This is a genomic window from Schlesneria sphaerica, from assembly GCF_044336245.1.
GTDB lineage: Bacteria > Planctomycetota > Planctomycetia > Planctomycetales > Planctomycetaceae > Schlesneria > Schlesneria sphaerica.
In genome coordinates this window covers 50,398-74,536 of sequence record NZ_CP172346.1, presented here as the reverse complement: position 1 = coordinate 74,536, position 24,139 = coordinate 50,398, and the positions used below count along the sequence as shown (strand labels likewise).

The window sequence follows — 24,139 nt, the reverse complement described above, 5'->3', positions numbered from 1 at the left end:
GCAAGTAAAGATCTGCGACAATCACGTGACGCCATATTGACGACAGTGTGATGCGATCCTGACATGAAAAGGAATTGGTCGGAATGACTCAGCGAATTTGGAATTTCTCGGCGGGCCCCGCGGTACTCCCTGAATCGGTATTGGAAGAAGCACGCGATAATCTGTTGTCATTGGGATCAACAGGGATTGGCATTCTTGAACATTCGCATCGAGGCAAAGCGTTTGTTGCTGTCTACGAAGAGACAGAGGCGCTGGTCCGAAAAGTGGGCGGTGTTCCCGACAATTATCGAGTCCTGTTCCTGCAGGGGGGGGCTTCGACCCAGTTTTTCCAGATCCCGATGAACTTCCTGTCCCAGGATCGCACCGCAGACTACCTCGTCACCGGTTCCTGGTCGGAAAAAGCCGAAGAAGAGGCTCGCCGATTCGGCCAGACCTACATCAGTTGCTCAAGCAGCGACCGGAACTATTCCTACATCCCCGCAACCTGCACGTTCAGCCCGAACCCGGCTTACGCGCACTACACCTCCAACAACACGATCTTCGGTACTCAGTGGCCAGGACTGCCCCCTGTGCCGAAAGAAATCGACCTGATTTGCGACGCCAGCAGCGACATTTTCTCGCGCCCCATCGACGTCGCACGTCACGCGATGATTTACGCTGGGGCTCAGAAGAATCTCGGTCCTTCAGGAGTGACACTCGTCATCATCCGTGATGACCTGATCGAAAAAGGTCCCAAGAACATCCCCACGATGCTTCAGTACCGGACGCACGCCAAGAACGATTCCATGTACAACACGCCCCCCACCTTCGCGATCTACCTGGTGGGCCTGGTGCTGAAGTGGATCGAGCGCGACGGGGGGCTGAGCGGTATTGCGGAACGCAATCAGCGAAAAGCCGCCAAGCTCTATTCATTCCTCGATCAGAGCAAGCTCTTCAAGCCGACGGCCGACGCGAACAGCCGCTCGCTGATGAACGTCACCTTCGTCACGGGTAACGCCGATCTGGATGCCAAAGTCTGTTCGGCAGCCTCGAAAGCAGGCTTCGACGGCTTGAAAGGCCATCGAAGTGTCGGGGGAATGCGCGCCAGCATCTACAACGCTTTCCCGGAAGCGGGTGTCGATGCACTTGTAGAGTTCCTCAAGAACTTTGAAGCAGCGAACCCCTCTGCGTGATTGTGAAAATCGACATCCCACGTTTTGCTCGCCCGAGCAGGCGTGGGATGTTTTATTGATTGAGCGAGCGAGAATTTCTGGCCGCAGCCGGCATCGCTGCGGCCCCTAGCGGTCTGCACGCGGACAGGTCAGGGGAATCGCCGGAAAGTTTCGAAAATCGGTCAAATCCGGCAGTAGTAATGCGATAGTCGCACCGCTACAATGCCATTCGGCGCGTGACCACGGGTAGCTGGTCAGTCTTTCAGAATAACGACTCTCGGAGGTTTTGGTTTATGGCCAAAGAAGAGGCCATTGAAGTTGAAGGCGATGTTGTCGAAGCACTGGCAAACACTCAGTTTCGCGTGAAGCTCAAAACCGGCCACATGGTAATGGCACACGTCGCAGGAAAGATGCGTAAGAATTTTATCCGCATCGTGCCAGGAGATCACGTCGTGGTCGAAGTTTCTCCCTACGACCTGAATCGGGGACGGATCGTCTTCCGCGAACGTTAATCGCTGTGACGCAACTGTGATTTCACAGTCAGTGAACGTTACGCATGAATCGTCGCGTATTGAACATCACAGTGCCGCCGCCCACCTGAGCCCTCCATCCAGCATCCCATGCCTGCACCTCACCCTGACTCGTCCACTTTACCGTTCGTACAGGTCTTTACGGACGGAGCGTGCCGGGGAAACCCGGGGCCGGGAGGTTGGGGTTGCATCCTGCGCCACCCTGCATCAGGAGCGGAAAAGGAAATTTCAGGTGGTGTTCCGCTCACGACAAATAATCAAATGGAGCTTCAAGCGGTCATCTCCGGATTGTCCGCCTTGAAATCCCGCTCGAACGTTGAAGTCATTACTGACAGCAGTTACGTGGCCAAAGGCTGCGCAGAATGGCTTCCCGGCTGGAAGAAAAATGGCTGGCGGAGGAAAGAGGGAACCGCCTTGAAGCCCGTCAAAAACGTCGAGCTCTGGCAGCAACTCGATACCCTTCTCTCACAGCACCAGGTCCGCTTCACTCTCGTCAGGGGGCACATGGGCCACCCCGAGAACGAACGCTGCGACGAACTCGCCGTCGCCGCCGCGATGAAGTTCATGGGCGGCTGAAACTCCTCCGACATTTCTAACAGAGCCACAGTCTCGTGCGTGGCTCAACTCCCGTACGCCACGCAACCTTTCTGCAATTAACAAACGGCGATTACCCAAACCGCGCCTGCCATCAATTGAAGCGAGAATGCCACTGCATGACCGTCCTCGGTTATGCAGTGCCCTGTCTGACTTCAATCAACCAGAAAGCACTGCTTCTGCGAAGACTCCGAACCAGTGGCATTGGAAGGATAACCGCCTTCTCCTGCGCTTTTTAAGCCGAATCGATGGACTCCCGGTGAACTTGCGACTAACGGAGAAGGTCTCCAGATCGTTCGGGATATTGCCGCCACGCTGTAGCCACAAGCAACCCTCTTTTCGATGACTTCAGCGAAACGTCCGAAAGCAGCAATCATTCGCAGTTCGCAGGGCGCGACTTATTTCTCTTTGCTTCCCTGGAAGCCCGCTTCGATCAAGTTGTTATAGCCCTGCTTGAGTGGTCGAACTTCATAGCCGCGCTCAGCCAGGACCTTCGCCGCCTGCAATGATCGCTTGCCCACCGCGCAGTGAGTGTAGACGATTCGATCCTTCGGCAGTTTCTTGAGCTGGTCTTCCGTGACGGTCCCGTTGCGCAGATCGCTCAATGGGAGGAAAACCGCATCAGAAACGTGCCCCTTGTCCCACTCCGCTTTCTCGCGAACATCGACAAGTACCGCCTTCTGATCGGCGACGTTCTTTTTCACGGTCTCAAGTGAGTCATTGGAATGCTCCTGTGCATTCGCGGTGGCGAGGCTGAGACAAATAGCAAAACAGAAGAGATGCAAACTGGTGCGAGACGACACGGAATACCTCCTCCACATCTGAATTCGACACAAAATAACTTAACCCGCCGCGGCAGCTCCCCCACGATCCACGAAGCCACCGTCAGGCGACCTCGGGTGTGCTCCTCGCACAGGGACCGTTTACCAAAGACTTCGCAAGGCGATCACTTTACCACAGTGTCATTTGGAATGAGGAGAGCAATCGCATGTCGGGACGACGTCGATGGAATGGCCCAAGTCCACAATTCGAACCCGATCATCGCTCAAGTCCCAAACCGTCTCAAAGGCGTAAACTGATCTTCACAGCGCCACCTTAACGACATACACTCTTGGCGTCGGGTGTCGCCTTTTTTAAAAACAGGAGGAATGAAATGGACGGCGGGGAAGATTTGCTGCGGCGGCTGTCGGAAGTGACACCGCGATCGGTGGACTGGGTTTGGGAGGGATTGATTCCGCGAGGTAAGGTCACCCTGCTGACGGGAGAAGCAGGGATTGGGAAAAGCCTGGTCGCCCTGCAAGTCGCGGCGATGGTGACGCGAGGTCGGCGTCTTCCGCCTGGTCTGATCGAGAAAGTTCCGACTGCGGATTTCCAAACAGTACAGCGTGGCGTCATCGTCCTTTCTGCGGAGGATGCCGCTGAGGACACCGTGCTGCCTCGTCTGCTGGCCGCAGGGGGCGACGTCTCGCGCACCTTTGTATTGAGAACGGAGAGTGAATCAAGCAGCGAGAGACAACCCGTCGTTTCTCCAGCGCCGCTCTCGATTCCTGCCACGCAGGATGATCACATCGGACACGAGATCGAGAAAACGGCTGCGGAAGCCCCGCTTGATCCCGATTGCAGGGCGAAGGGGTCGCAGGAACAGGACGACGAACGTCTGTTTCGACTGAAACGAGATTTCCAAAAACTTGAGCGTGCCATCGAACAACTGAACTCCCAGGGGGAACAGATCGGACTGGTCGTGATCGATCCGATCGACCGCTTCCTGAGCCCGCAGGACAAAAAACGGGACCGGGCCCACACCGTGACCAAGCTGGTCGATCTGGCGGCACGGTTCGGCGCGGCGATCCTGGTCGTTTCCAGCGCATCGCTCAAAGCAGGGGGGCGAAGTAACACAGTCCTGCATCAGGAACTCGTCAACTCGGCACGTGCTGTACTGACGGTCGCCCCCGACCTGGAAGACAGGAACCAGCGACTGCTGCTTCCTGTCAAACTGAACCTTTCGGCGATGCAACCCGCACTGTCGTTTACGATCGAGCAGGGATCGCTGAACTGGTCGCCGGAACCGATCGCGCTTTCCAGTGACGACTACTATCGGGAAGCGATATTGAAACAGAAAAATCCCCTTGTGCGTGAGGAAGTCTACGAGATCCAGCGTGTCACACGCTGGTTGAAGGACCAGTTGACGCCGGGCCGTGCATCGTCGATCTGGATCCGCTGCAACGCCGGTTACTACGACATCAGCTATTCCACACTCCGGCGCGCCTTCAAGATTCTGGGTTGCCGGGCGATTAGGGAAAGCAATCAGTGGTTCTGGCATTTGCCCGGACAGGAACAATCGGCACCATCGGAAATACGGGAACAACCGCTCGAATCCCCCCAGGGTGAACTGACCGGGATCCTGCGAGAATCAATGCCGAAATGGCTGCAGGACGAAAACGCCCAGCAGACAGCGAAGATTCCCCCGCAAATAGCGATGAACGTTTTCTCTGGCTGCGGTGTCAGCAGTCCGATCGAAGAAGATGCTCATCAAGTTGCTCAACGTGCGCCGAACGGATTTTGGGACGACCGCTTCGTCGAGCAGGGGGGCTCCTGACGCCTCAACCGGGTACCGGAATCCGGCGAAATTCGCCTGCCTAGTCTACCGTCGCCTGTCGACTACCCCGCGAGGGGAAGGCCCCGTTCAGACTCATCCCTCCCTCACAGCGGGACGCGGGTGAGATCCGCGCCCAGAGGGGGACTGAAGGTGAATTTGATCAGCACTTGAGCGAGAAATCCCCTGCCGACCGGGAAAAAAAACCGCAAATCGTTTGACGATTAATGTCACCCATGGATAACATTTCGCATCGCTAAATCCGATACTTACTGAAGTGGCTTATTTCCCGCACTGATACTGTGTAGCCGGTGTATGAACCTCCGTGACCTCGAACTCTTCTGCGAAGTGGCTAACCTGGGAAGTTTTTCCAAAGCCGCGAAGGTTCATGGAATTTCACAACCTGCCGCCAGCGAAACAGTTAAAGCGCTGGAAGAACGACTGGGGTGCGACCTGCTGAATCGCTCCATTCGGCCGCTTCAGTTGACTCCTGAAGGAAGGATTTATTTTGATGGGTGCCGGCAACTGCTTGACGGTTACCGGCGCCTGGAAGATCGAATCCTTCAGCAGCGTGACAAGGTGGTTGGGACTGTTCGAGTCGCATCCATCTATTCGGTCGGGTTGCTGCAGATGGATTGCTATGTGAAAGAGTTCGAGCGGCTTTACCCCGACGCGGCTCTGGATCTGCAATATCTGCATCCTGAACAGGTTCTTGACAGTGTTCTGAATGAAACTGTCGACCTGGGATTGATGTCGTTTGCCCAGCGACGGGCTGATTTGATTTATGAAACCTGGCAGGACCAGAAGATTGTTGCAGTCGTTGCGCCGCAACATCGGCTGGCCAAGCGGACCAGCATTCAGGCCGCAGAACTGGATGGAGAATCGCTGGTTGGATTCACGTCAGAACTTCGAATTCGACATGAAATTGACCGCTGGCTGAAACAGGCCAAGGTCTCGGTAAACCTGGTACATGCATTTGACAATATTGAAAACATCAAGCGTGCGGTCGAAGTCGGGTCCGGATTGGGACTGTTACCGATTCCGACAGTACGTCGCGAAATCGAATTTGGCTCACTGGTCGCCATCGAAATCGAAAACGTCGACTGGGTTCGCCGGCTGGACATTGTTTACCGCCGGTCAAAACCCTTCACGACGGCCATCACTCGATTTCTGGAATTACTGCATCAGGATCCAGAGACTTTCTCGCTATCAAATGAAACCAAGTTGAATTCCGACTCCAACCGTTCAGTCGACCTGAACAAGATTACGTCATCTTCAACGCTACCCCGTTAGAAAACATCGAAATGACCGAGACTCTCTTTCAACGTCAGCCAGAACTGTTCAATTCGGACGGTACACCAAAGGCATATGGACTTTACGATCCTGCGAACGAACATGATTCGTGCGGTGTTGGTTTTGTGGCCCACATTAAAGGCCAGCAGTCCCGCCAGATCGTTGACGACGCATTGCGGATGCTCAAGCACATGTCCCATCGTGGAGCATGCGGCTGCGAGACGAACACGGGTGACGGCGCCGGTATTCTGACCTCCATTCCACATGACTTCTTCGTCAAGTCTGTTCAGCGCGACCTGCAGAAGGCTCTTCCTGCATTCGGCTCTTACGGCGTCGGTCTGATCTTCCTGCCAACGGATGCGGATCAGCGGAAGTCGGCCAAAGCGACGGTCGAGCAGTTGATTGCCGAACAGGGTCAGACGCTGATCGGGTGGCGTCACGTCCCCGTCGATCCAGATGGGGCAGACATCGGCCCATCCGCTCGCGCGGCCATGCCGCACTTCGAACAGTTGTTCGTGGCGTCGGCTCCCGGTCTGGACCAGGATGCGTTCGAACGACAGCTCTTCGTCATCCGCAAGCGAGCCAGCCACGCGATCCGGGAAGGCAACCTCGAGCAGGCACTGCAATTCTACGCCTGTTCCCTTTCGTCCCGCATCATGATCTACAAGGGGATGTTGACCCCCGAGCAGGTCGCTCCGTTCTTCGTTGACCTGCAGGATGCGGACTTCGTTTCGCACCTGGCGATGGTTCACAGCCGTTTCTCGACGAACACCTTCCCAAGCTGGGATCGTGCACATCCCCAGCGTTACATCGCTCACAACGGCGAGATCAACACCGTTCGCGGCAACGGAAACTGGATGTTTGCCCGTCAGGGGATGATGCAGAGTGCGCTGTTTGGCGACGATCTGCAGAAGCTTTTCCCACTGATCGAGCCACACTGCTCGGACTCGGGTAACTTCGACAATGCGCTCGAAATGCTGGTCATGGCAGGACGGACGCTCCCCGAAGCCGTGATGATGATGGTGCCGGAAGCCTGGCAGAATCATGACACGATGCCCGAAGACAAGCGTGCCTTCTACGAGTACCACTCGGCCCTGCAGGAGCCGTGGGACGGTCCTGCGTCGATTTCGTTCACCGACGGTAACGTCATTGGCGCGACTCTCGACCGGAACGGTCTGCGTCCCAGCCGCTTCTACGTTACGCATGATGATCGCGTGATCATGGCCAGCGAAGTCGGTGTGCTCGATATCGACCCCGCGAATGTCAAGACAAAAGGACGTCTGCAGCCTGGCAAGATGTTTCTGGTCGATTTCAAGCAGGGGCGACTGATCCCTGACGAAGAACTGAAGAAGGACTACTCGAACCGGCGTCCTTACAACGAATGGCTCCGTCAGCAGCGACTTCTGCTGAACGAACTTCCCGTGGCAGAACCGCCGCAGCGGATGGTGGGCGATGAACTGCTGCAGCACATGCAGTCGTTCGGATATACCACTGAAACACTGCAGTTCATGCTCGTTCCGATGATCACGACGAAGAAGGATCCCATCGGATCGATGGGTGATGACTCAGCACTGGCGTGTATGAGCGACCAGCCCCGTCTGATCTACGATTACTTCAAGCAGTTGTTTGCACAGGTGACCAACCCCGCGATCGACAGCACGCGGGAAGAAGTCATCATGTCGCTGGAGTGCTACATCGGCCCCGAAGGCAACGTCCTCGATTCGACCGAAGGTCAATGTCATCGCCTTGCCGTTCCGCACCCGATTCTCACGAATGAAGAACTGGCCGCAATCAAGCATTTGAACTATCGCGGCTGGAAGACCAAGACGATCGATATCACCTATCCGAAGTCTCAGGGACCGAAGGGCCTGAAGTGGGCTCTCGATCGGATCTGTGGCGAAGCGCGTCAGGCGATCGTCGACGGGTATAGTCTGATCGTCCTCTCGGACCGTCTGGCGAGTGCTCATCGTCTGCCCGTCAGTGCCTTGCTGGCGACGGGTGCTGTGCATCATCACCTCGTCCACAACGAAGAGCGGACCCGGATCGGGATCGTCGTCGAGACTGGCGAAGCCCGTGAAGTCCATCACTTCTGCCTGCTGACCGGGTACGGCGCCGACGCCATCAATCCTTACATGGCATTCGAAGCCCTGTGGCAGTTGCAGGATGAAGGGGAGCTGTCCGGGGAATGGACCCACGAGCAGATCACTGCCGCTTATCGCAAGGCGACGAAGCAGGGGATCCTCAAGGTGATGGCCAAGATGGGGATCTCGACCCTTGCCAGCTACAAGGGTGCCCAGATCTTTGAAGCGGTCGGGATCAGCGAAGACGTGATCAACAAGTGCTTCCGGGGGACCCCCAGCCGAATCAGCGGTGTCGGTTTCGAGATCCTCGGTGAGGAAGCATTCCGACGTCACGAACTTGGCTATCCGACGCGAGAAAACAACAAGCTTCCCGTGCTTCCCAACTTCGGACTTTACGCCTGGCGTTCCGCTGGTGAAAAGCATGCGTGGAACCCCCACAACATTGCCAACATCCAGCGAGCAGCCCGGCAGGGAGACAAGGCGGCTTACAAAGAGTTTTCGAAGATGGTGAATGAGCAGACGACACGTGAGTGTCATCTGCGAGGGATGCTGAAGTTTAAAGAGGGGCTGACACCCGTTCCTCTGGAAGAAGTCGAACCCGTCGAAGCCATCCTCCGTCGCTTCTGCACAGGTGCGATGAGCTATGGTTCGATCTCTGCTGAAGCCCACGAAACGCTGGCGATTGCCATGAACCGCATTGGCGGCAAGAGTAACACCGGCGAAGGGGGTGAAGACTATAAGCGTTTCCAACCCGAACCCAATGGTGACTCAAAGCGGTCGGCCATCAAGCAGGTCGCGTCCGGTCGATTCGGTGTGACCAGCTGGTACCTGACCAACGCTGATGAGCTGCAGATCAAGGTTTCACAAGGTGCCAAGCCTGGTGAAGGGGGCGAACTTCCCGGCTTCAAGGTCGACAAGATCATCGCCGCGACCCGCCATTCAACTCCGGGCGTCGGCTTGATCAGTCCTCCTCCGCATCACGACATTTATTCGATCGAAGACCTGTCACAATTGATCTTCGATTTGAAGAATGCCAATCCCTCTGCCCGCGTCAGTGTGAAACTGGTCTCTGAAGTGGGTGTCGGAACGATCGCGGCGGGTGTGGCCAAAGGTCATGCCGACAAGATCCTGATCTCTGGAGACTCGGGCGGAACAGGAGCCTCACCGCTTACCAGCATCAAGCACGCCGGTATGCCGTGGGAACTGGGAATCGCCGAAACCCACCAGACACTGGTCCTGAACGACCTTCGCAGTCGCGTGCGGCTGGAAACCGATGGTCAGCTCAAGACGGGTCGCGATGTGATCATCGCCTGTCTGCTGGGCGCCGAAGAATTCGGGTTCGCAACGGCACCACTCATCACGATGGGCTGCATCATGATGCGTAAGTGTCACTTGAATACCTGCCCGGTCGGGATCGCGACTCAGGATGTCGAGCTTCGCAAGAAGTTCACCGGCCAGCCCGAGCACGTGATCAACTACCTGTTCATGGTCGCCGAAGAAGCACGCGAGATCATGGCGTCACTCGGTTTCCGGACGATCGACGAGATGGTCGGACACTCGGAAGTGCTCGAATACGACAGCTCGATCAACCACTGGAAACTGAAGCACCTGGATCTGTCCCAGATCCTGACACCAGCGATCAAGCCGCACGAAAACGTTCAGACCTACTGCACGATTCCACAAAACCACGGGATCGAGCTGCAGATCGATAACGAACTGGTTCGCGAGGCCCAGGAGGCGATTCAGAATAAGAAGCCGGTGCGACTGAATATCGAAGTGCAGAATATTGATCGTGCACTCGGAACGATTCTCAGTCACGAAGTTTCCAAGAAGTGGGGCGAGCAGGGACTGCCAGACGACACGATCCGGGTCCGTTGCAAGGGCTCGGCCGGTCAGACGCTGGGTGGCTGGCTTGCGAAAGGGATCACCATCGAAGTCGAAGGGGATGCGAACGACTTCGTTGGGAAGGGGCTGAGCGGTGGTCGCCTGATCGTCTATCCGCCGGCAGCGTCCCAGTTCACTGCCGAGGAGAACATCATCATCGGTAACGTCGCACTCTACGGGGCAACGGCGGGTGAAGCGTTCTTCCGTGGTCGTGCGGCTGAACGGTTCTGCGTCCGAAACTCGGGGGCGAGCTGTGTGGTGGAAGGAGTGGGCGACCACGGTTGCGAATACATGACCGGTGGACGGGCGGTGATCCTCGGGGAAACGGGCCGCAACTTTGCCGCCGGTATGTCAGGTGGGATTGCCTATGTTTACGATCGGCATGAAAAACTGCTGTCCAACTGCAACCTGGAAATGGTGGCGTTGGAAAAGGTCGATACTCCTGCCGACATCGCAGAACTGAAAGAGCTGATCGCCAAGCACTACAAGCACACGAACTCGACCGTCGCGGCCGGGATTCTGCAGAACTGGGATGACGAACTTCCGCGGTTCGTAAAGGTCATGCCAACAGACTACAAGCGTGCCCTTGCCGAACAGTTGAAAGAGCTTGCGAGCAAATGATGTGAAAACGAGGTTCCCGGCGGGGCGTTCAAAACTCCTCCGGGAACACGTCTCGCGGAGTCCTCGCAACGACCTTCCCGTGAACGAGATTGCTGGCACCATCCCTGTGCCGTTTCAGCCATGAGGGAACTTGTGCGGATGGCTGTCCTGGAAACAAATCGATGCGGTGCCTGAATCGAATCGGGCACCGGGTCGTTAATGAAGTCGCCTGATTTTCCCGTGTCGTCGATGAGTGTTCATTGGCGAGAGTCATTCAGTAATCGCCAAACGCTTGATCGATGAAATGTCATCCTGAGCGGTGAGTCGATGTGTCGCAGACGGTTGGGATAAAAGCACAAACCCCGATCGAACCGACCAACCCGATTTCATCCGGATTATTCGCGTTTCTACAACTTTGGTATTCAAATGGGTAAGCCGACAGGTTTTAAAGAGTTCCAGCGACAGACGCCGAACGAAACCGATCCCCGGTTGCGGGTTCTGAACTGGAATGAATTTCATGAACACATGTCCGAGAAGGAGCTGCGTACGCAAGGTGCGCGCTGTATGGACTGTGGAGTCCCCTTCTGTCACACCGGGACACTTATGGCGGGCATGGCAGCAGGCTGTCCCGTCAACAACCTGATTCCCGAGTGGAACGACCTGGTCTACCGTGGCCATTGGCGCGAAGCGCTGGATCGCCTGCATAAGACCAATAACTTCCCCGAGTTCACCGGCCGCGTCTGCCCCGCTCCGTGCGAGGGGTCATGCGTGCTGGGAATCACAAATCCTCCCGTGACGATCAAGAGCATCGAATGCGCGATCATTGATCACGGATTCGAACATGGCTGGGTTCAGCCGAAACCGCCACAGTCTCGAACTGGCAAGCGAGTCGCCGTCGTCGGCTCGGGACCTGCGGGTCTCGCCGCTGCCGCTCAGCTCAATAGCGTTGGCCACGATGTGACCGTCTTCGAGCGTGCCGATCGAATTGGCGGGCTGCTCATGTACGGTATCCCCAACATGAAATTGGAAAAGCATATCGTCCAGCGCCGTGTTGACCTGCTCGCCACCGAAGGAGTCAAGTTTCGGACCGGTGTCGAAATCGGGCGTGATATCAGTGCGATGGACCTGCGCGAACAGTTCGACGCCATCGTCCTCAGCACCGGGGCGACCCGACCGAGAGATCTGCCGATCCCTGGTCGACAACTGAAGGGAATCCACATGGCGATGGACTTCCTTTCGGCAAACACGAAAAGCCTGCTCGATTCCCAACACTCTGATGGCCAGTACATCAGCGCGAAAGACAAGCATGTCGTGGTCATCGGTGGTGGTGATACCGGAAATGACTGTATCGGCACCTCGGTTCGTCACGGCTGCAAGGGCGTGATCAATCTGGAAATCGTGCCCGAATCACCCGCTAACCGTGCCCCCAACAACCCTTGGCCGCAGTGGCCACGTATCTTCCGCGTCGACTACGGCCACGCGGAAGTGGCAGCGATCTTCGGCGAAGACCCACGTCTGTTCAGCACGACGACCGTGGAATTCCTGGGGAATGACAAGGGGGAAGTTCGCGCTCTGAAAATTGCGAAAGCCGAACCGGCACCGCCGTTCAAAGTCATTCCCGGTACCGAACGAGAAATCCCGGCGGATCTCGTCTTCCTCGCTCTCGGGTTTCTTGGTCCTGAATCGACCGTCGCCGAACAACTCGGCGTCAAACTGGACCCACGCTCGAACTACGATGCAGCGCACGGCCAGTTCACGACCAACGTTCCCGGCGTCTTCGCGGCAGGTGACTGCCGCCGGGGCCAAAGTTTGATCGTCTGGGCGATCAATGAAGGCCGAGGGGCTGCACGGGAATGTGACAAGTACCTGATGGGACGAAGTGACCTTCCCTGATCCTGAACCCCGTCTCCGCAGTTCGCTGTCATGAGACACAATGGACACCCGAACCACAGACATTCCCCTTACCCCATCCGCGGGGTGAGGGGTGTTTTCTGCCCGGCGTCCCTCAGGTACAGGCAAGTGGCGATGGAACCTCTGTGGACAAAAGGACTCGTCGTCCCTGAGAGGATTCCGGGTCGCGATTCGAAAAATGGCAGCGAGTGTCGTGCAGCCATTGTTTCCCGCTACAATGTCAGCATCCTTCGATCACTGCTCTTTTTGACCTCAAACTCGGCTAAATGAATATGCGAATCGCTCTCGGCTGTGATCACGCTGGTTTCCCGTTGAAGCAACGTGTTGCTTCCCTGATTCAGGCAGCAGGTCATCAGGTGATCGATTGCGGCACCGACTCAAACTGCTCTGTCGACTACCCCGACTATGCGAGAAAAGTCGGTGAAACCATCATCGCCGACCAGGCCGATCGAGGAATCCTGGTTTGTGGAAGTGGTGTCGGGGTCAGCGTTGCCGCGAACAAGATTCCCGGTATTCGCGCCGCCATCTGTCATGACACTTACTCCGCTCATCAGGGCGTTGAGCACGACAGCATGAATGTCCTGTGCATCGGCGCTCGTATCGTCGGGGAAGAAGTCGCGACTGAACTGGTCAAGGCATTCATGAGTGCCGAATTCAGCAGCGATGAGCGGCATGTGCGTCGCCTCAACAAAGTGCTCGACATCGAACGCGACGCGTTGGCAGGCCGCTTTTAGAACCACGTCGTCTTAAGGCCATGTCACTGGTCAGCAAGGAACGCCCCTGAACTCAGCTGCTTTGGAAGACTCGAGGAGCCTTGGATCGATGAGCCGTTCATTCAGCCGGATTTTCTTTTGCCTGACTCTCGTCGTCGGCTGTGCGCAGCAGCCACCCGCGGACAAGAACGACGCGACAGTTTCAGATTCGCCCGGGGGCACAGCAGCTTCGGCCCCCGTCAAAGATCAGGGGCCTATTCTCGAAGCCCCCACTGCCGATGGCTCAAACTGGCTAGCCAACGAAGAAATCCAGGCCGGGTGGATCCGCTTGTTCGACGGCCACACCTTGTTCGGCTGGAAATCCAATAGCGCCCTTGAGTGGACCGCCAGCGATGGCGTAATCACTGCAAAGTCGAGCGACGCCGCCGACAAAGGGTTGCTGATGACGACCACCCGTTTTGCCGACTATGAGCTGCTCTGCCAGTACCGACTGGAGAAGGGTGGAAACAGCGGGATCTTCCTTCGTTCCGTGTTTAACCCGACTGCTCCTGACGTCGACTGCTACGAACTGAACATGTGCGATTCCCGAACGGAATTCGCGACAGCGAGTCTGGTTGGCCGAAAGAACCCCGCCAGCGTCGTGCAGGGCGATGGAGACTGGCACACGTTCCATGTCCGGGTTGAAGGACCTTCGGTCACCGTCAAATTCGATGGCAAGCAGGTTCTGGAATACACCGACGAAACAGAAAATCCACTCAAGACTGGCCACATCGGACTGCAGATGAACGGCGGAAAGATCGAGTTCCGCAATGTCTATCTGAAGCCGCTGGGAACCAGGCCTCTATTTGATGGAAAGACACTTGCAGGATGGCATGAGGTCCCCGGATCGAAGAGTCAGTTCACGGTCAGCAACGGAGCAATCCGAGTCCTGAATGGTCGCGGATTTCTGGAAACGGATCTGACAGCGGGGAATTTCGTACTTCAATTCCAGGCGGTGACCAACGGGAAAGAACTGAACAGTGGAGTATTCTTCCGGGCCATGCGGGGGACAGAAGAGGCTCCTTCACACGGTTATGAGTTCCAGATCCATAACGGCTTCAAAAACGGTGATCGCACACAACCCGTCGATCATGGTACCGGTGGAATCTTCAAACGTGTCTCGGCACGGCGCGTCGTCTCGGATGACTACGAGTGGCTGACATCAACATTGATCGCCGATGGCAACCACATTGCCACCTGGGTCAACGGAACGCAGCTGGTTGACTGGACAGACGAACGTCCGGCCAATGAAAACCCGCGCGAAGGAAGTCGAACGGCAGCCGGTCATTTGAGCCTTCAAGGCCACGATCCCACGACCGATTTGTCGTTCCGGAATCTGCTGCTGGGGGAAACCCCACCCTGATCTCCTCGCATCAAAGCTGACCGCTTCGCTGGTCGGCACCGTGCCGAGTTGCGTAACATACAAGGGGACTGTTCTCGATTGTCAGCGTCCAACCGTCGGATTCGATTCTGATAGAACGGATTGCGTCAGACCACCGGGACAAGTTCGAGTGTCAATTTTGACTGTCGCCGATCCTTCCTCTTCAACTCGCTAGTGCAGCATGTCCCAAACATTGGTCCACCACGAACACCCGGAAAACGCAAGCACATTCGTGGCAGATGACGCGCGAGCCCACTGGCACGATCAAAGCCTCTGGTTCGTACGCTCCAAACGCGACAAAGCCGCGTCCACTCTGCCCGAGTGGGAAGAACTGCGTCAGCGAGCATCGGAGATCAAGCTGCACACGATGTCGCGGTTAGGTGACTACCTGGAAGAGTTTGAACGGAACGCGACCCGACTCGGCGCGACGGTGCACTGGGCACGAACCCCGGCCGAACACAATCAAATCGTGCTGGACATCATCAAGAAGCATGACGCCAAGAAGGTCGTCAAAAGCAAATCGATGCTGACAGAGGAATGCCACCTCAACCCCTTTCTGGAACGGCACGACGTCGAAGTCGTCGACACGGACCTGGGTGAGTGGATTGTGCAACTGCGGAACGAACCGCCGTCACATATCGTCATGCCGGCGATCCACATCAAACGTGAGGAAATCGGGGACCTCTTTCACAAGCACATCGGTACCGACGCCGGTGCCACAGATCCTCCGTACCTCGTTAATGCTGCTCGTGATGAGCTGAGGCGCAAGTTCCTCGGGGCCGACGTTGGCATCACCGGGGTCAATTTCGCGATCGCGGAAACGGGCGGCTTTGTCGTGTGCACGAACGAAGGGAACGCCGACCTGGGTGTTTCGCTTCCGAAAGTTCATATTGCCTGCATGGGAATCGAAAAGCTGATCCCGCGTGCGAAAGACATGAGCGTCTTCCTGCGACTGCTGGCACGTTCGGCAACAGGCCAGCCCATCACAACCTATTCTTCGCATTTTCACGGCCCGATGCGCGGGGGCGAGCTGCACATTGTCCTGCTGGATAATGGCCGCAGCGATATCCTTGGTTCCCCCGAATTTCGACGATCCCTGAACTGCATCCGCTGCGGGGCCTGTATGAATACCTGTCCCGTCTACCGGCGGAGCGGGGGACATAGTTACGAGACCACCATTCCGGGCCCGATCGGCTCGATTCTGGCACCTTCGCGCGATGCCAAGACCCACCACAGCCTCCCTTTCGCCTGTAGCCTGTGCGGATCGTGCAGCGACGTCTGCCCCGTCAAGATCGACCTGCACACCCAGTTACTCACCTGGAGACGTGAGATCGCGGTTCGAGGTTATCTCCCTTGGACCAAGCGAATGTCGATGAAATTCGCAAGAATCGTGCTGGGGAATACCTGGTTGTTCACCGCATCAGGGAAGATTGGTCGCTGGCTGCTTCCCAAACTGCCTCGCTTTATGGTCTACAATCGCCTGAATGCATGGGGCCGACAGCGTGAATTGCCTCCCATGCCCAAACAGAGCTTCCGCGAACTGTACAGCAAGCGAAAACGTTCGGACTAAGGGGCGAAACGGGAAGGGGGCTGAACAGGTTCCAGAACCGCCTGAACTCATCGGCGGAATTCGCCGAACCCTGCAGCAGGTGTAGAGGTTTTTCGCGGATTCCATAGCGGGACCGCGAACTTTCGCTCAATATTCCTCTTGGCAGTGTTCAGGCCCCTCACTATAAATCCGCCGCGAATGGTTCGCGAGTTCTGTCCATTGCGGGAACGATGGACAGACGGATTCGATGAACCGTACGCCCCAATCTCTCTCTCCAAAAATTCAATTCAACTCTCATCGTACATTGACCGTTGCGTCAGTCGTGCAGTGGATGCTTTTCCTACGTCGTCATTGACCTTGACACACGTTCGAACCCCACTGTCGATCCCGCGTCGGCGCGCTTAAACCGAGGAGTCTTCGATGTTTGGTACGCGGGTCTGCATTACCACTGGTATCGTGATGTGCCTGATTATGGCCATCGGATGTCGGAGCGCACCTCCACGAAACGCCCTGCAGCAAAGCCAGTTGCGAGCTCAACAGCTCTACCAGCAGAACAAGATGCTGGCCATGGAACGCAACGGCATGGGACAAACGGCAAGCCAGCTTGCGGCCGAAAAGGCCGCGATGGAGCAACAGTACCTTGCGGCCAAGCAAAGTCTGGATGCAGCCAACGCCCGCCTGGGAAACCTCGCGTCAGCCAACAACGAGCTGGAAGACCGTATGCGAACCCTGCTGGTCGGAAACAAGCCTTCGAACAACCCGCTTTCGGATGAATCGAATCGGCGTCTGGAAGAGATGCGAAAGAAATACAAGGATTTCGATTTCGATCCACACACGGGCGTCAGCAAGTTCTCGACAGACTTGCTGTTTGCTTCCGGAAGCGACGACATTCAGCCTCGAGCCAAGCAGATTCTGGACGAGTTCGCCCAGATCATGAATCAGGGGGATGCTCGCAGCCTGAAGGTTCTCGTATCCGGTCATACCGATGACAAACCGGTCTCTCGCAAATCAACGGCTGACAAGCACCACGACAACATGGGTCTCTCGGCAAACCGGGCCCTGTCTGTGATGCGAGCCCTTCGCAAGTCGGGGATCAACGAGAACCGAATGGGTATCTCCGGCTACGGGGCTCACCAGCCAGTGGAACCCAACTCGACCGAACAGACTCGCCAGAAGAACCGCCGCGTGGAGATCTATGTTCTCGCTCCAGACACTCCAGTGGCCAGTGCCTGGGACCCCAGTATGAACTGACGGCAGCACGATGTTGTCATCCGCCTGCAAAGGTCGGGGACGCGTTGATTCGGGAATGGCCGCTGATGCGTATAATAAGCATCAGGTGCTCTCCCAGATCACCGCGACCTCGACCTTAACAGCATTTAATGGCCTTGGAATGGTTTGACGGAGGCCAGTATTCGACAGCGTGAGATCCTTAAATGGACCAGAGTCGGACTGTCAAGTTGCGTCGCAGAGGATGTTAAGGTAGCGTCGAACTGTTCTACGGTTTTGTTCCCTGATGCAGGTACCGCCGAATGAAGTCTTTTCTGCTGATTGCCGTCCTGACCCTGCACAGTCTGACGCTCAATGCCTCGCTGTTCGGTGAAGAAACATTCGCCACCCGATTCGCCGCGGCACGCGAGCACTTCCAGAAAGGACGCTACGAAGAAGCCATTGAAACTCTGGAAAAGCTGGAAGAGTCCAGGGCCCCCGACCTCGATCCAGTCCAAATCGCTTTACTGAGAAGCGAATCGCAGCTTGCACAGGGTGAACGAGCCGCAGCGGAGGAAACGATCGCTGCGGCCATCGCCTCCCATGAAAACTCGGCACCGTTACAGGCTCACTCGGCGAAGCTCCATTTCGGCCGCGGTCGCCTAAAGGAAGCGGAGACGGCTGTGGGACTCGCTCTTAAACTCGACCCCGATCAACTGGTCGCTCGACTCATACAAGCCCACCTCTATACCGAGAAGGGTGAACTCAAGAAAGCCGACGACGGCTACCGCTGGTTCGTGCGTTACTACAACCGGGCTCAACCTCGTGATCCCGAATCGCTACTCCTCGTGGCGAAAGGGGCATCACAGTACGCGCGCTGGCACAGTGCCTCTCAGATATTCGATTTTTGCGTCAATACCGTCGCCGTTGATGCATTGAAGGCAGATAAAATCTTCTGGCAGGCACACCTGGCATCCGGTGGACTGCTGCTCGAAAAATACAACAAGGCACAAGGTCGCCCCGAATTGAAAGCCGCTCTGGCAATCAACCCCAACGCGTCCGAGGTACATATCGAACTGGCCAAGTCGGCCATCGGTGACTACGACTGGGATGAGGTCGAAGAATCAGCGAAACGTGCCCTGACAATTGCCCCAGGTTCGACCGGTGCTCTTCAGGCACTCGCCACAGCCAAGCTCTACTTCCGTGACTTTGACGAGGTCGAAAAACTGCTGACCGAGGCTTTGGCTGTCAATCCGGTCGAGAGCGAGACACTGGCCCTGCTGGCATCCTTGCGCATGCTTCAGGACGGGTGGCCCGACCCCGCTCGCTGGAACCAACTCGTCAGCCATCTCGACCATATTCAGGACTTGAAACTGGAGGAGCCAACTCGCTGCGAACAGATCCTGATCGATGTCGCGACAAGAAATCCCAGGCCGGGCTACTTCCTGTCCTCATTAGCCGAAATCGTCAATATGTTCCGACAGCACACTGTGGCGGAACCATTGCTCAAGCAAGCGATTGCATTGATGCCTCAGTTGTCTCAGCCGAAGAATGCGTTGGGTCAACTCTATATGCAGACGGGCCAGATCGACGCCGCCCGTAAAACACTCGACGAAGCCTTCAAGATGGACCCGTACCATGTACGAGTCAGCAATATGCGTAAGGTCATCAAGGTTCTCGATGACTACGAGTCGTATCAGACAGAACACTTCGTGGTGCGAGCCGACGGCAAACTCGACAAGCTGCTTGCTCGCTATATGGCTGAGTACCTGGAGGAGGTCTATCCGGAACTGACGGAACTTTTCGGATTCGAACCCGAGACACGCACGCAGATTGAAATCTACAACACGGCCAAAGGACTGTCAGGACACCAATGGTTCAGCGCTCGCATGGTGGGACTTCCCTGGGTCCAGACGATCGGCGCCTCGACGGGTGTGATCGTCGCCATGCAAAGCCCCGGTTCCATGGAACAGCCGTTGAACTGGGCACGTGTGCTGAAGCATGAGTTCGTTCATGTGCTGACTCTCCAGCAGACGAAGTTCAATATCCCTCACTGGTACACGGAAGCCCTGGCAGTCCGCTCAGAAGGGTATCCAACACCTGTCGAATGGAACGATCTTCTCCTGAAACGCGTTCCCAAAGGGGAGCTCAAGAATCTTGATAACCTGAGCATGGGATTTATCCGCGCGGGCAATCAGGAGAACTGGAATTTCGCTTACTGCCAAAGCGTGCTGTACGCAGAGTATATGGTTGAACGTTTTGGTGAGCCCACGCTGGCGAAGCTGCTCGACGCGTATCGTCGGAACCTGACCACCGACCAGGCGATTCCGGAAGTCTTCAACGTCGATAAAACTGACTTCGAGAAAGGATATCGGGATTACCTCGACAAACTGGTCGCAGGTCTCCGCAAGAGTCAGGACGCTTCCGAAGAGGAATTGAGACCCGCTCAGATCGAAAAGGCGTACGAGAAAAACAAAGAGGATCCGAAAGCGGCAGCAAACTATGCGAAACTCATGTTAATCATCAAAAAACGTGAGGATGCAAAAACGATTGCAGAGGGAGTCCTGAAGAAGGAACCTTCTCAGCCCGTTGCGGCAACGGTGTTGTCACTGCTGCACCTGCGGGATGATCGCCTGGATGAAGCAGCGCAGGTGCTGGAACCGGCACTCGACAATGCTCATCCGAATAAGCAGGTCGTCGAACTTCTGATGAAGATCCGGTTGAAACAGAAGCGTCCCGAAGAGGCGATCACCCTGAGTGAACTCGGGAAGGAACATTTTCCTTACGAGAGCGAGTGGTGGAAGGGGACTGCCGCAGCCGCAAAACTGACAGGAAATACGGAAACCCGACGAGCGGCGCTGGAGACACTTGTCCGGATTGAGTCAGACGACCCTGCCCCCCGAAAAGCACTGGCGGAACTCGCACTTGAAGAAGGAAAATTCGAAACAGCGTATAAGTTTGGCAAGCTCGCGCTGCACATCGATGTACTCGATGCCGAAGTTCACAGGATCCTTGGCGAAGCACTGCTGGGCACGAAGGAATTTGGGCAAGCGATCCGCGAATTCGAGACCGCCCTGGAACTCAAGCCCAAAAGCACAGATGCACAGTTGGGGCTCGCTCAAGCGTATTTAGCCAGCGGGCAAAAGGAAAAAGCGGATGTCTTGATTGAGGAGGTTCTGAAAGGAGACAGCAACAACGCACGGGCTCAAAAGTTGCGAGGGCAATGAGTCGACGTGACTCGCCGACATCGCAAGCATTCACCCGGGCGTCGACTGCTCCGACTTCGCATTACCGCTGGTAGACTTCAGGGGGACAATTGTCGTGGTGCCGGCAACCATGCAAGCAGGTGCCTCCCATCCCCCAGATGGGATATCCGTGCGGTTGGTTTCCGCAACAGGTGTGTCGCGGGTAACCGTACTGCCGGAACGATCCCCCCGTCCCATCACTGACCATTCGTCCCCAGAGGCAACTCCAGATCTGCGAGCACTTTTTCTGCTTGTGGCAGTTGCAGTCACTGCCGTGGGGCTGCGCGTGTAATACGGATGCCTGCGATGCAAGGAGGACCACCAGAGTCAAAATGCCCGCGAAAGAGACTCGATGCTGCTTCATTGCCAATTTCTCTCTGTCTAAATCGAAAATTTCGTCTTCCAAGGCTTTAGAACTTTCCCATGGGAATTTGTCGTCCCAGCGCCTACCTTGGGAATTCTGCGGCTCCCCACTTTCCGTTCCTTGCTGCCCCCTCGGTATTGATCAATTCGGTATTCATCAACGGAACGGCGGTGCAGAAACGGATCCTCGTAATCGATGTATTCGGCAATTCCGATTTGAGGCATTCAGCCATTATTCACCTGAATCGTGAAAACGCCGAGACGAACCGACGAAGCCTCAAACCCGTTCACCGTGGTAATCCAGACTACGCAGTTTGAATTGTGAATCTGCATGGTCTGTATAGATGAATCAAAGTGATCATGCCATTTTTGCTGGTTTCGCCTTCCTTCAGAGGCGATTGGGGTGACAGAGTGGGCCCGAACTTTTTCGAAGTCACATTTTGTTGCAGGCTCTGAGGATTTACTGCCGAAGGAAGGGACACTAGAATGCGGACCCGCAGCAGCGATCAGCTGACCGCGGGCGATCCCGGAAGATCCTCTGGTGACGCAGGTGTCTCACTTGCTCTGCCAGTAGAACAGACTTCTCAGGATCTGCCGTCGCATCAACGAAATGCATCCGTAGCTCAATTGGATAGAGCATCGGTCTTCGGAACCGAGGGTTTGAGGTTCGAGTCCTCACGGGTGCACTTTTTCTTTTCTCGAGGACTTCTTCCTCGACTGCCGCCTGAATCGTTTGGCGGATCCTCCTGCCCAACCGCGGACGTGTCTAATCGACACAATGTCGGTGATCGGCGGGAGCCGACTCTTTTGGCACGACACACACCTTGCTGGTCGAATCCGTTATTGCAGGTGCTTCTCCCAACCACATACAATCCTGATCTTACCTATTTTAACAGACTCCGCGTCAGCCTCCTTCCTGTTCGCGTGTTTGCTCATTGAATCATTCGGAAACGGTATGGAATCAGACTCGACATCCCTCGCCCGCTCCGCAGGAATAGACCTCATCGGGAAGTGGCGATGGTTTGCTGCGGTGATTGCGGTCCTCTTTCTGCCGACGATGATCATCTTTGTGGATGAGACAGAAATCGCGATTGCAGAACGGTTTGGCCGCATAACAGCGGTTTATGATCAGCCGTCCCAAAGTGGCCTGCATTTCAAGCTGCCCTGGCCCGTGGAAAAAGTCCGTCGCTTCGATCGGCGACTTCAATTATTGACTCCGGCGGGCCGTGAAGCATTCACTCGTGATCGCAAGAACGTCGTGGTCGAAGCGTATCTGTGCTGGAAAATTGCCGAGGGTCAGTCAAAGTCGATTCTCGACCGACCGGTCGTACGCTTCTTCCAGGGATTGGGGAGCGTAGAAGTCGCCGAATCCCGACTGGCCAGTCGCCTTCAGTCCATCCTCACCGAGCAAATTGGACGAAGCGAGCTTTCAGAACTGCTGAAAGCGGCCCATTCCGAGGCGGGTCCCGCTGACGGACCGAGCCCCCTTGAGCAAATCGCCGCCAAGATCCGGCGTGAGTTTGAACAGCGCGCCGATGAAGACAAGTCACTCAGCGATCGACTGGGTATTGAAGTTGTCGACATTCGAATCCGACGGTTGAATCTGCCCACGGGTAACATGCAGGCAGTCTTCGAACGGATGCGCAGTGAACGACAGAAAATCGCAGAACGATATCGCAGCGCGGGTCTGGCAGAAAACCGGATGATCCGAAGCCAGGCAGACCGGCAGTCCAGTGAACTGATCGCGCGAGCCAATGCCGATGCCGAACGCATCCGCGGTGAAGGTGAAGCCCTTGCGATTCATATCCTGAATGAGGCACACGCGAAGGATCCCGAGTTCGCATCCCTGCTGCAGACACTAGAATCGTACCAGCAAATCCTCAATGACAAGACGACGCTGATTCTTTCCGGCACGAATAGTTTCCTGAAACTGCTGATGGAAGGCCTTCCCCCGCAGGGCTCGGAACCGACAAAAACGCCCGTCCACGCGGATGCACAACACCCCGATAATGTCCGGGGAGCCGACCAATGAAGAAGAGATACTGGCTCGGCATTGCTCTCGCGGTCTACCTTTTGAGCGGGTTCTTTGTGATTCCCGCAAATCAGAAAGGAGTCGTCCGCAGGTTTGGCCGTGTTCATCCCACGCTTCGATCGAGTGGACTCAACTTTGACCTCCCCTGGCCATTCACCAGGGTTGACCGTGTTAACTTCAACGAAGTGCGAACCCTGACACTGGGAGAGATCGAAGCGGATCCGAACTTCCTGGTGGTGGCTCCCTCGGCACGACCTTCGACTTTTCTGACCGGCGATAAGAACCTTCTGCTGCTGACCATCACCGTTCATTATCGTGTCTCGGAAGAGCACGTGGTGAACTGGCTCTATGGGTCCGACTCGGTCGTACGTCGGCTTCAACTCATTGTCGAATCTGCGACGACGGACCTGGTATCACGTTGCGGGGTCGATTTTGTCCACACGCAAGGACTTGCGGAACTTAATAATCATCTCCTTCGTGACGTTCGCCCGACCGTCGAGAAACTCAGACTCGGCTGTAGCGTCGAACAAGTTTCGATTGACCGGGCAGAACCACCATCCCGAGCAAAGGCGGAATTCCTGGATGTGTCCAACGCACGAGCGGACATGGCTCGTTCAATCCACGAAGCGAGAGCCTACGCAGAACAGAAGCTGGCGGAATCACAAGCCGACGCCCGAAAGATCCTCGATGACGCTGAGCAAGTCCGTCACCGACAATCGTCGGCGGCCCGAGGTTCCGCCGACCGCTTTGAAACGCTGGTAGCTCAGATCCATCGTGATGCCCAAGCCAGCGGGCGTTCCTACGATGAGGCAAAGCGTCTCGTGATGGAACGAATGACAAACGAAACACTGCGACAGGTCCTCGGAAAAGCCAGCAAGAAATATGTCCTGAATGCAGGAACGCCGTTCGACCTCATGTTTCCCGCAGCAAAGGGGAACCCGTGAACTGAAGCGAGATTCGTCACCGTCACCTGC

Annotated in this window: 16 protein-coding genes and 1 tRNA gene; 15 read left to right on the top strand and 2 right to left on the bottom strand. The window is 56.1% G+C overall.

Going from position 1 to position 24,139, the window contains the following annotated elements; translation table 11 throughout:
* Window positions 1-83: 83 nt before the first annotated feature.
* The 3 genes from serC (at window position 84) to rnhA (ending at window position 2,257) form a co-directional block, all read left to right on the top strand.
* Window positions 84-1,172, top strand: coding sequence for a 3-phosphoserine/phosphohydroxythreonine transaminase (gene serC / locus ACGY09_RS00240; RefSeq protein ID WP_397570028.1), 1,089 nt, complete (start codon window positions 84-86; stop codon window positions 1,170-1,172).
* Between the two features lie 272 nt (window positions 1,173-1,444).
* Window positions 1,445-1,663 (top strand): translation initiation factor IF-1, encoded by a 219-nt coding sequence (gene infA, locus ACGY09_RS00235; RefSeq protein ID WP_010582529.1) that lies wholly within the window; start codon window positions 1,445-1,447, stop codon window positions 1,661-1,663.
* Between the two features lie 108 nt (window positions 1,664-1,771).
* Window positions 1,772-2,257 (top strand): ribonuclease HI, encoded by a 486-nt coding sequence (gene rnhA, locus ACGY09_RS00230; RefSeq protein ID WP_397570027.1) that lies wholly within the window; start codon window positions 1,772-1,774, stop codon window positions 2,255-2,257.
* Window positions 2,258-2,673: 416 nt separating this feature from the next.
* Here the strand turns inward: rnhA and ACGY09_RS00225 are convergent, their stop codons facing one another.
* A complete protein-coding gene (locus ACGY09_RS00225; protein WP_397570026.1) occupies window positions 2,674-3,078 on the bottom strand; it encodes a rhodanese-like domain-containing protein in 405 nt (134 codons plus the stop codon).
* A gap of 350 nt (window positions 3,079-3,428) precedes the next feature.
* On the opposite strand from ACGY09_RS00225, the gene ACGY09_RS00220 reads away from it, so the two are divergent.
* From ACGY09_RS00220 to ACGY09_RS00180, 9 genes are all read left to right on the top strand, one after another.
* A complete protein-coding gene (locus ACGY09_RS00220) occupies window positions 3,429-4,871 on the top strand; it encodes an AAA family ATPase (protein WP_397570025.1) in 1,443 nt (480 codons plus the stop codon).
* Between the two features lie 312 nt (window positions 4,872-5,183).
* The gene (locus ACGY09_RS00215) at window positions 5,184-6,161 is read left to right on the top strand and encodes a LysR family transcriptional regulator (RefSeq protein WP_373652089.1); all 978 of its coding nucleotides are present in this window, start codon (window positions 5,184-5,186) and stop codon (window positions 6,159-6,161) included.
* Between the two features lie 11 nt (window positions 6,162-6,172).
* A complete protein-coding gene (gltB, locus tag ACGY09_RS00210; protein WP_397570024.1) occupies window positions 6,173-10,747 on the top strand; it encodes a glutamate synthase large subunit in 4,575 nt (1,524 codons plus the stop codon).
* Between the two features lie 405 nt (window positions 10,748-11,152).
* Window positions 11,153-12,619 (top strand): glutamate synthase subunit beta, encoded by a 1,467-nt coding sequence (locus ACGY09_RS00205; RefSeq protein WP_397570023.1) that lies wholly within the window; start codon window positions 11,153-11,155, stop codon window positions 12,617-12,619.
* Window positions 12,620-12,909: 290 nt separating this feature from the next.
* Window positions 12,910-13,371, top strand: coding sequence for a ribose 5-phosphate isomerase B (rpiB, locus tag ACGY09_RS00200; RefSeq protein ID WP_397571912.1), 462 nt, complete (start codon window positions 12,910-12,912; stop codon window positions 13,369-13,371).
* 88 nt (window positions 13,372-13,459) lie between these two features.
* Window positions 13,460-14,752 carry a DUF1080 domain-containing protein gene (locus ACGY09_RS00195; protein WP_397570022.1) on the top strand — a complete coding sequence of 431 codons (1,293 nt, stop codon included), beginning with the start codon at window positions 13,460-13,462 and terminating at the stop codon, window positions 14,750-14,752.
* 199 nt (window positions 14,753-14,951) lie between these two features.
* The gene (locus tag ACGY09_RS00190; RefSeq protein ID WP_397570021.1) at window positions 14,952-16,340 is read left to right on the top strand and encodes a lactate utilization protein B; all 1,389 of its coding nucleotides are present in this window, start codon (window positions 14,952-14,954) and stop codon (window positions 16,338-16,340) included.
* Between the two features lie 399 nt (window positions 16,341-16,739).
* Window positions 16,740-17,570, top strand: coding sequence for an OmpA family protein (locus ACGY09_RS00185; RefSeq protein WP_373652095.1), 831 nt, complete (start codon window positions 16,740-16,742; stop codon window positions 17,568-17,570).
* 278 nt (window positions 17,571-17,848) lie between these two features.
* Window positions 17,849-20,752 carry a tetratricopeptide repeat protein gene (locus ACGY09_RS00180; RefSeq protein ID WP_397570020.1) on the top strand — a complete coding sequence of 968 codons (2,904 nt, stop codon included), beginning with the start codon at window positions 17,849-17,851 and terminating at the stop codon, window positions 20,750-20,752.
* A 61-nt stretch (window positions 20,753-20,813) separates the two neighbouring features.
* Here the strand turns inward: ACGY09_RS00180 and ACGY09_RS00175 are convergent, their stop codons facing one another.
* A complete protein-coding gene (locus tag ACGY09_RS00175) occupies window positions 20,814-21,134 on the bottom strand; it encodes a hypothetical protein (RefSeq protein ID WP_397570019.1) in 321 nt (106 codons plus the stop codon).
* Window positions 21,135-21,745: 611 nt separating this feature from the next.
* On the opposite strand from ACGY09_RS00175, the gene ACGY09_RS00170 reads away from it, so the two are divergent.
* The 3 genes from ACGY09_RS00170 (at window position 21,746) to hflK (ending at window position 24,109) form a co-directional block, all read left to right on the top strand.
* A tRNA-Arg gene (locus ACGY09_RS00170) sits at window positions 21,746-21,819 on the top strand.
* Window positions 21,820-22,088: 269 nt separating this feature from the next.
* The gene (gene hflC, locus ACGY09_RS00165; protein ID WP_397570018.1) at window positions 22,089-23,165 is read left to right on the top strand and encodes a protease modulator HflC; all 1,077 of its coding nucleotides are present in this window, start codon (window positions 22,089-22,091) and stop codon (window positions 23,163-23,165) included.
* A complete protein-coding gene (gene hflK / locus ACGY09_RS00160; RefSeq protein ID WP_397570017.1) occupies window positions 23,162-24,109 on the top strand; it encodes a protease modulator HflK in 948 nt (315 codons plus the stop codon). Before hflC ends, hflK begins: the two co-directional genes overlap by 4 nt.
* Window positions 24,110-24,139 lie beyond the last annotated feature (30 nt).

Excerpts from the sequence above, each read along its gene's own strand:
- ACGY09_RS00195 (WP_397570022.1), top strand. The coding sequence starts at position 13,460 with ATGAGCCGTTCATTCAGCCGGATTTTCTTTTGCCTGACTCTCGTCGTC.
- ACGY09_RS00215 (WP_373652089.1), top strand. The coding sequence starts at position 5,184 with ATGAACCTCCGTGACCTCGAACTCTTCTGCGAAGTGGCTAACCTGGGA.
- serC (WP_397570028.1), top strand. The coding sequence starts at position 84 with ATGACTCAGCGAATTTGGAATTTCTCGGCGGGCCCCGCGGTACTCCCT.
- ACGY09_RS00175 (WP_397570019.1), bottom strand. The coding sequence starts at position 21,134 with ATGAAGCAGCATCGAGTCTCTTTCGCGGGCATTTTGACTCTGGTGGTC.
- ACGY09_RS00220 (WP_397570025.1), top strand. The coding sequence starts at position 3,429 with ATGGACGGCGGGGAAGATTTGCTGCGGCGGCTGTCGGAAGTGACACCG.
- rnhA (WP_397570027.1), top strand. The coding sequence starts at position 1,772 with ATGCCTGCACCTCACCCTGACTCGTCCACTTTACCGTTCGTACAGGTC.
- hflC (WP_397570018.1), top strand. The coding sequence starts at position 22,089 with ATGGAATCAGACTCGACATCCCTCGCCCGCTCCGCAGGAATAGACCTC.
- hflK (WP_397570017.1), top strand. The coding sequence starts at position 23,162 with ATGAAGAAGAGATACTGGCTCGGCATTGCTCTCGCGGTCTACCTTTTG.
- rpiB (WP_397571912.1), top strand. The coding sequence starts at position 12,910 with ATGCGAATCGCTCTCGGCTGTGATCACGCTGGTTTCCCGTTGAAGCAA.
- ACGY09_RS00185 (WP_373652095.1), top strand. The coding sequence starts at position 16,740 with ATGTTTGGTACGCGGGTCTGCATTACCACTGGTATCGTGATGTGCCTG.
- ACGY09_RS00205 (WP_397570023.1), top strand. The coding sequence starts at position 11,153 with ATGGGTAAGCCGACAGGTTTTAAAGAGTTCCAGCGACAGACGCCGAAC.
- infA (WP_010582529.1), top strand. The coding sequence starts at position 1,445 with ATGGCCAAAGAAGAGGCCATTGAAGTTGAAGGCGATGTTGTCGAAGCA.
- ACGY09_RS00190 (WP_397570021.1), top strand. The coding sequence starts at position 14,952 with ATGTCCCAAACATTGGTCCACCACGAACACCCGGAAAACGCAAGCACA.
- ACGY09_RS00180 (WP_397570020.1), top strand. The coding sequence starts at position 17,849 with ATGAAGTCTTTTCTGCTGATTGCCGTCCTGACCCTGCACAGTCTGACG.
- gltB (WP_397570024.1), top strand. The coding sequence starts at position 6,173 with ATGACCGAGACTCTCTTTCAACGTCAGCCAGAACTGTTCAATTCGGAC.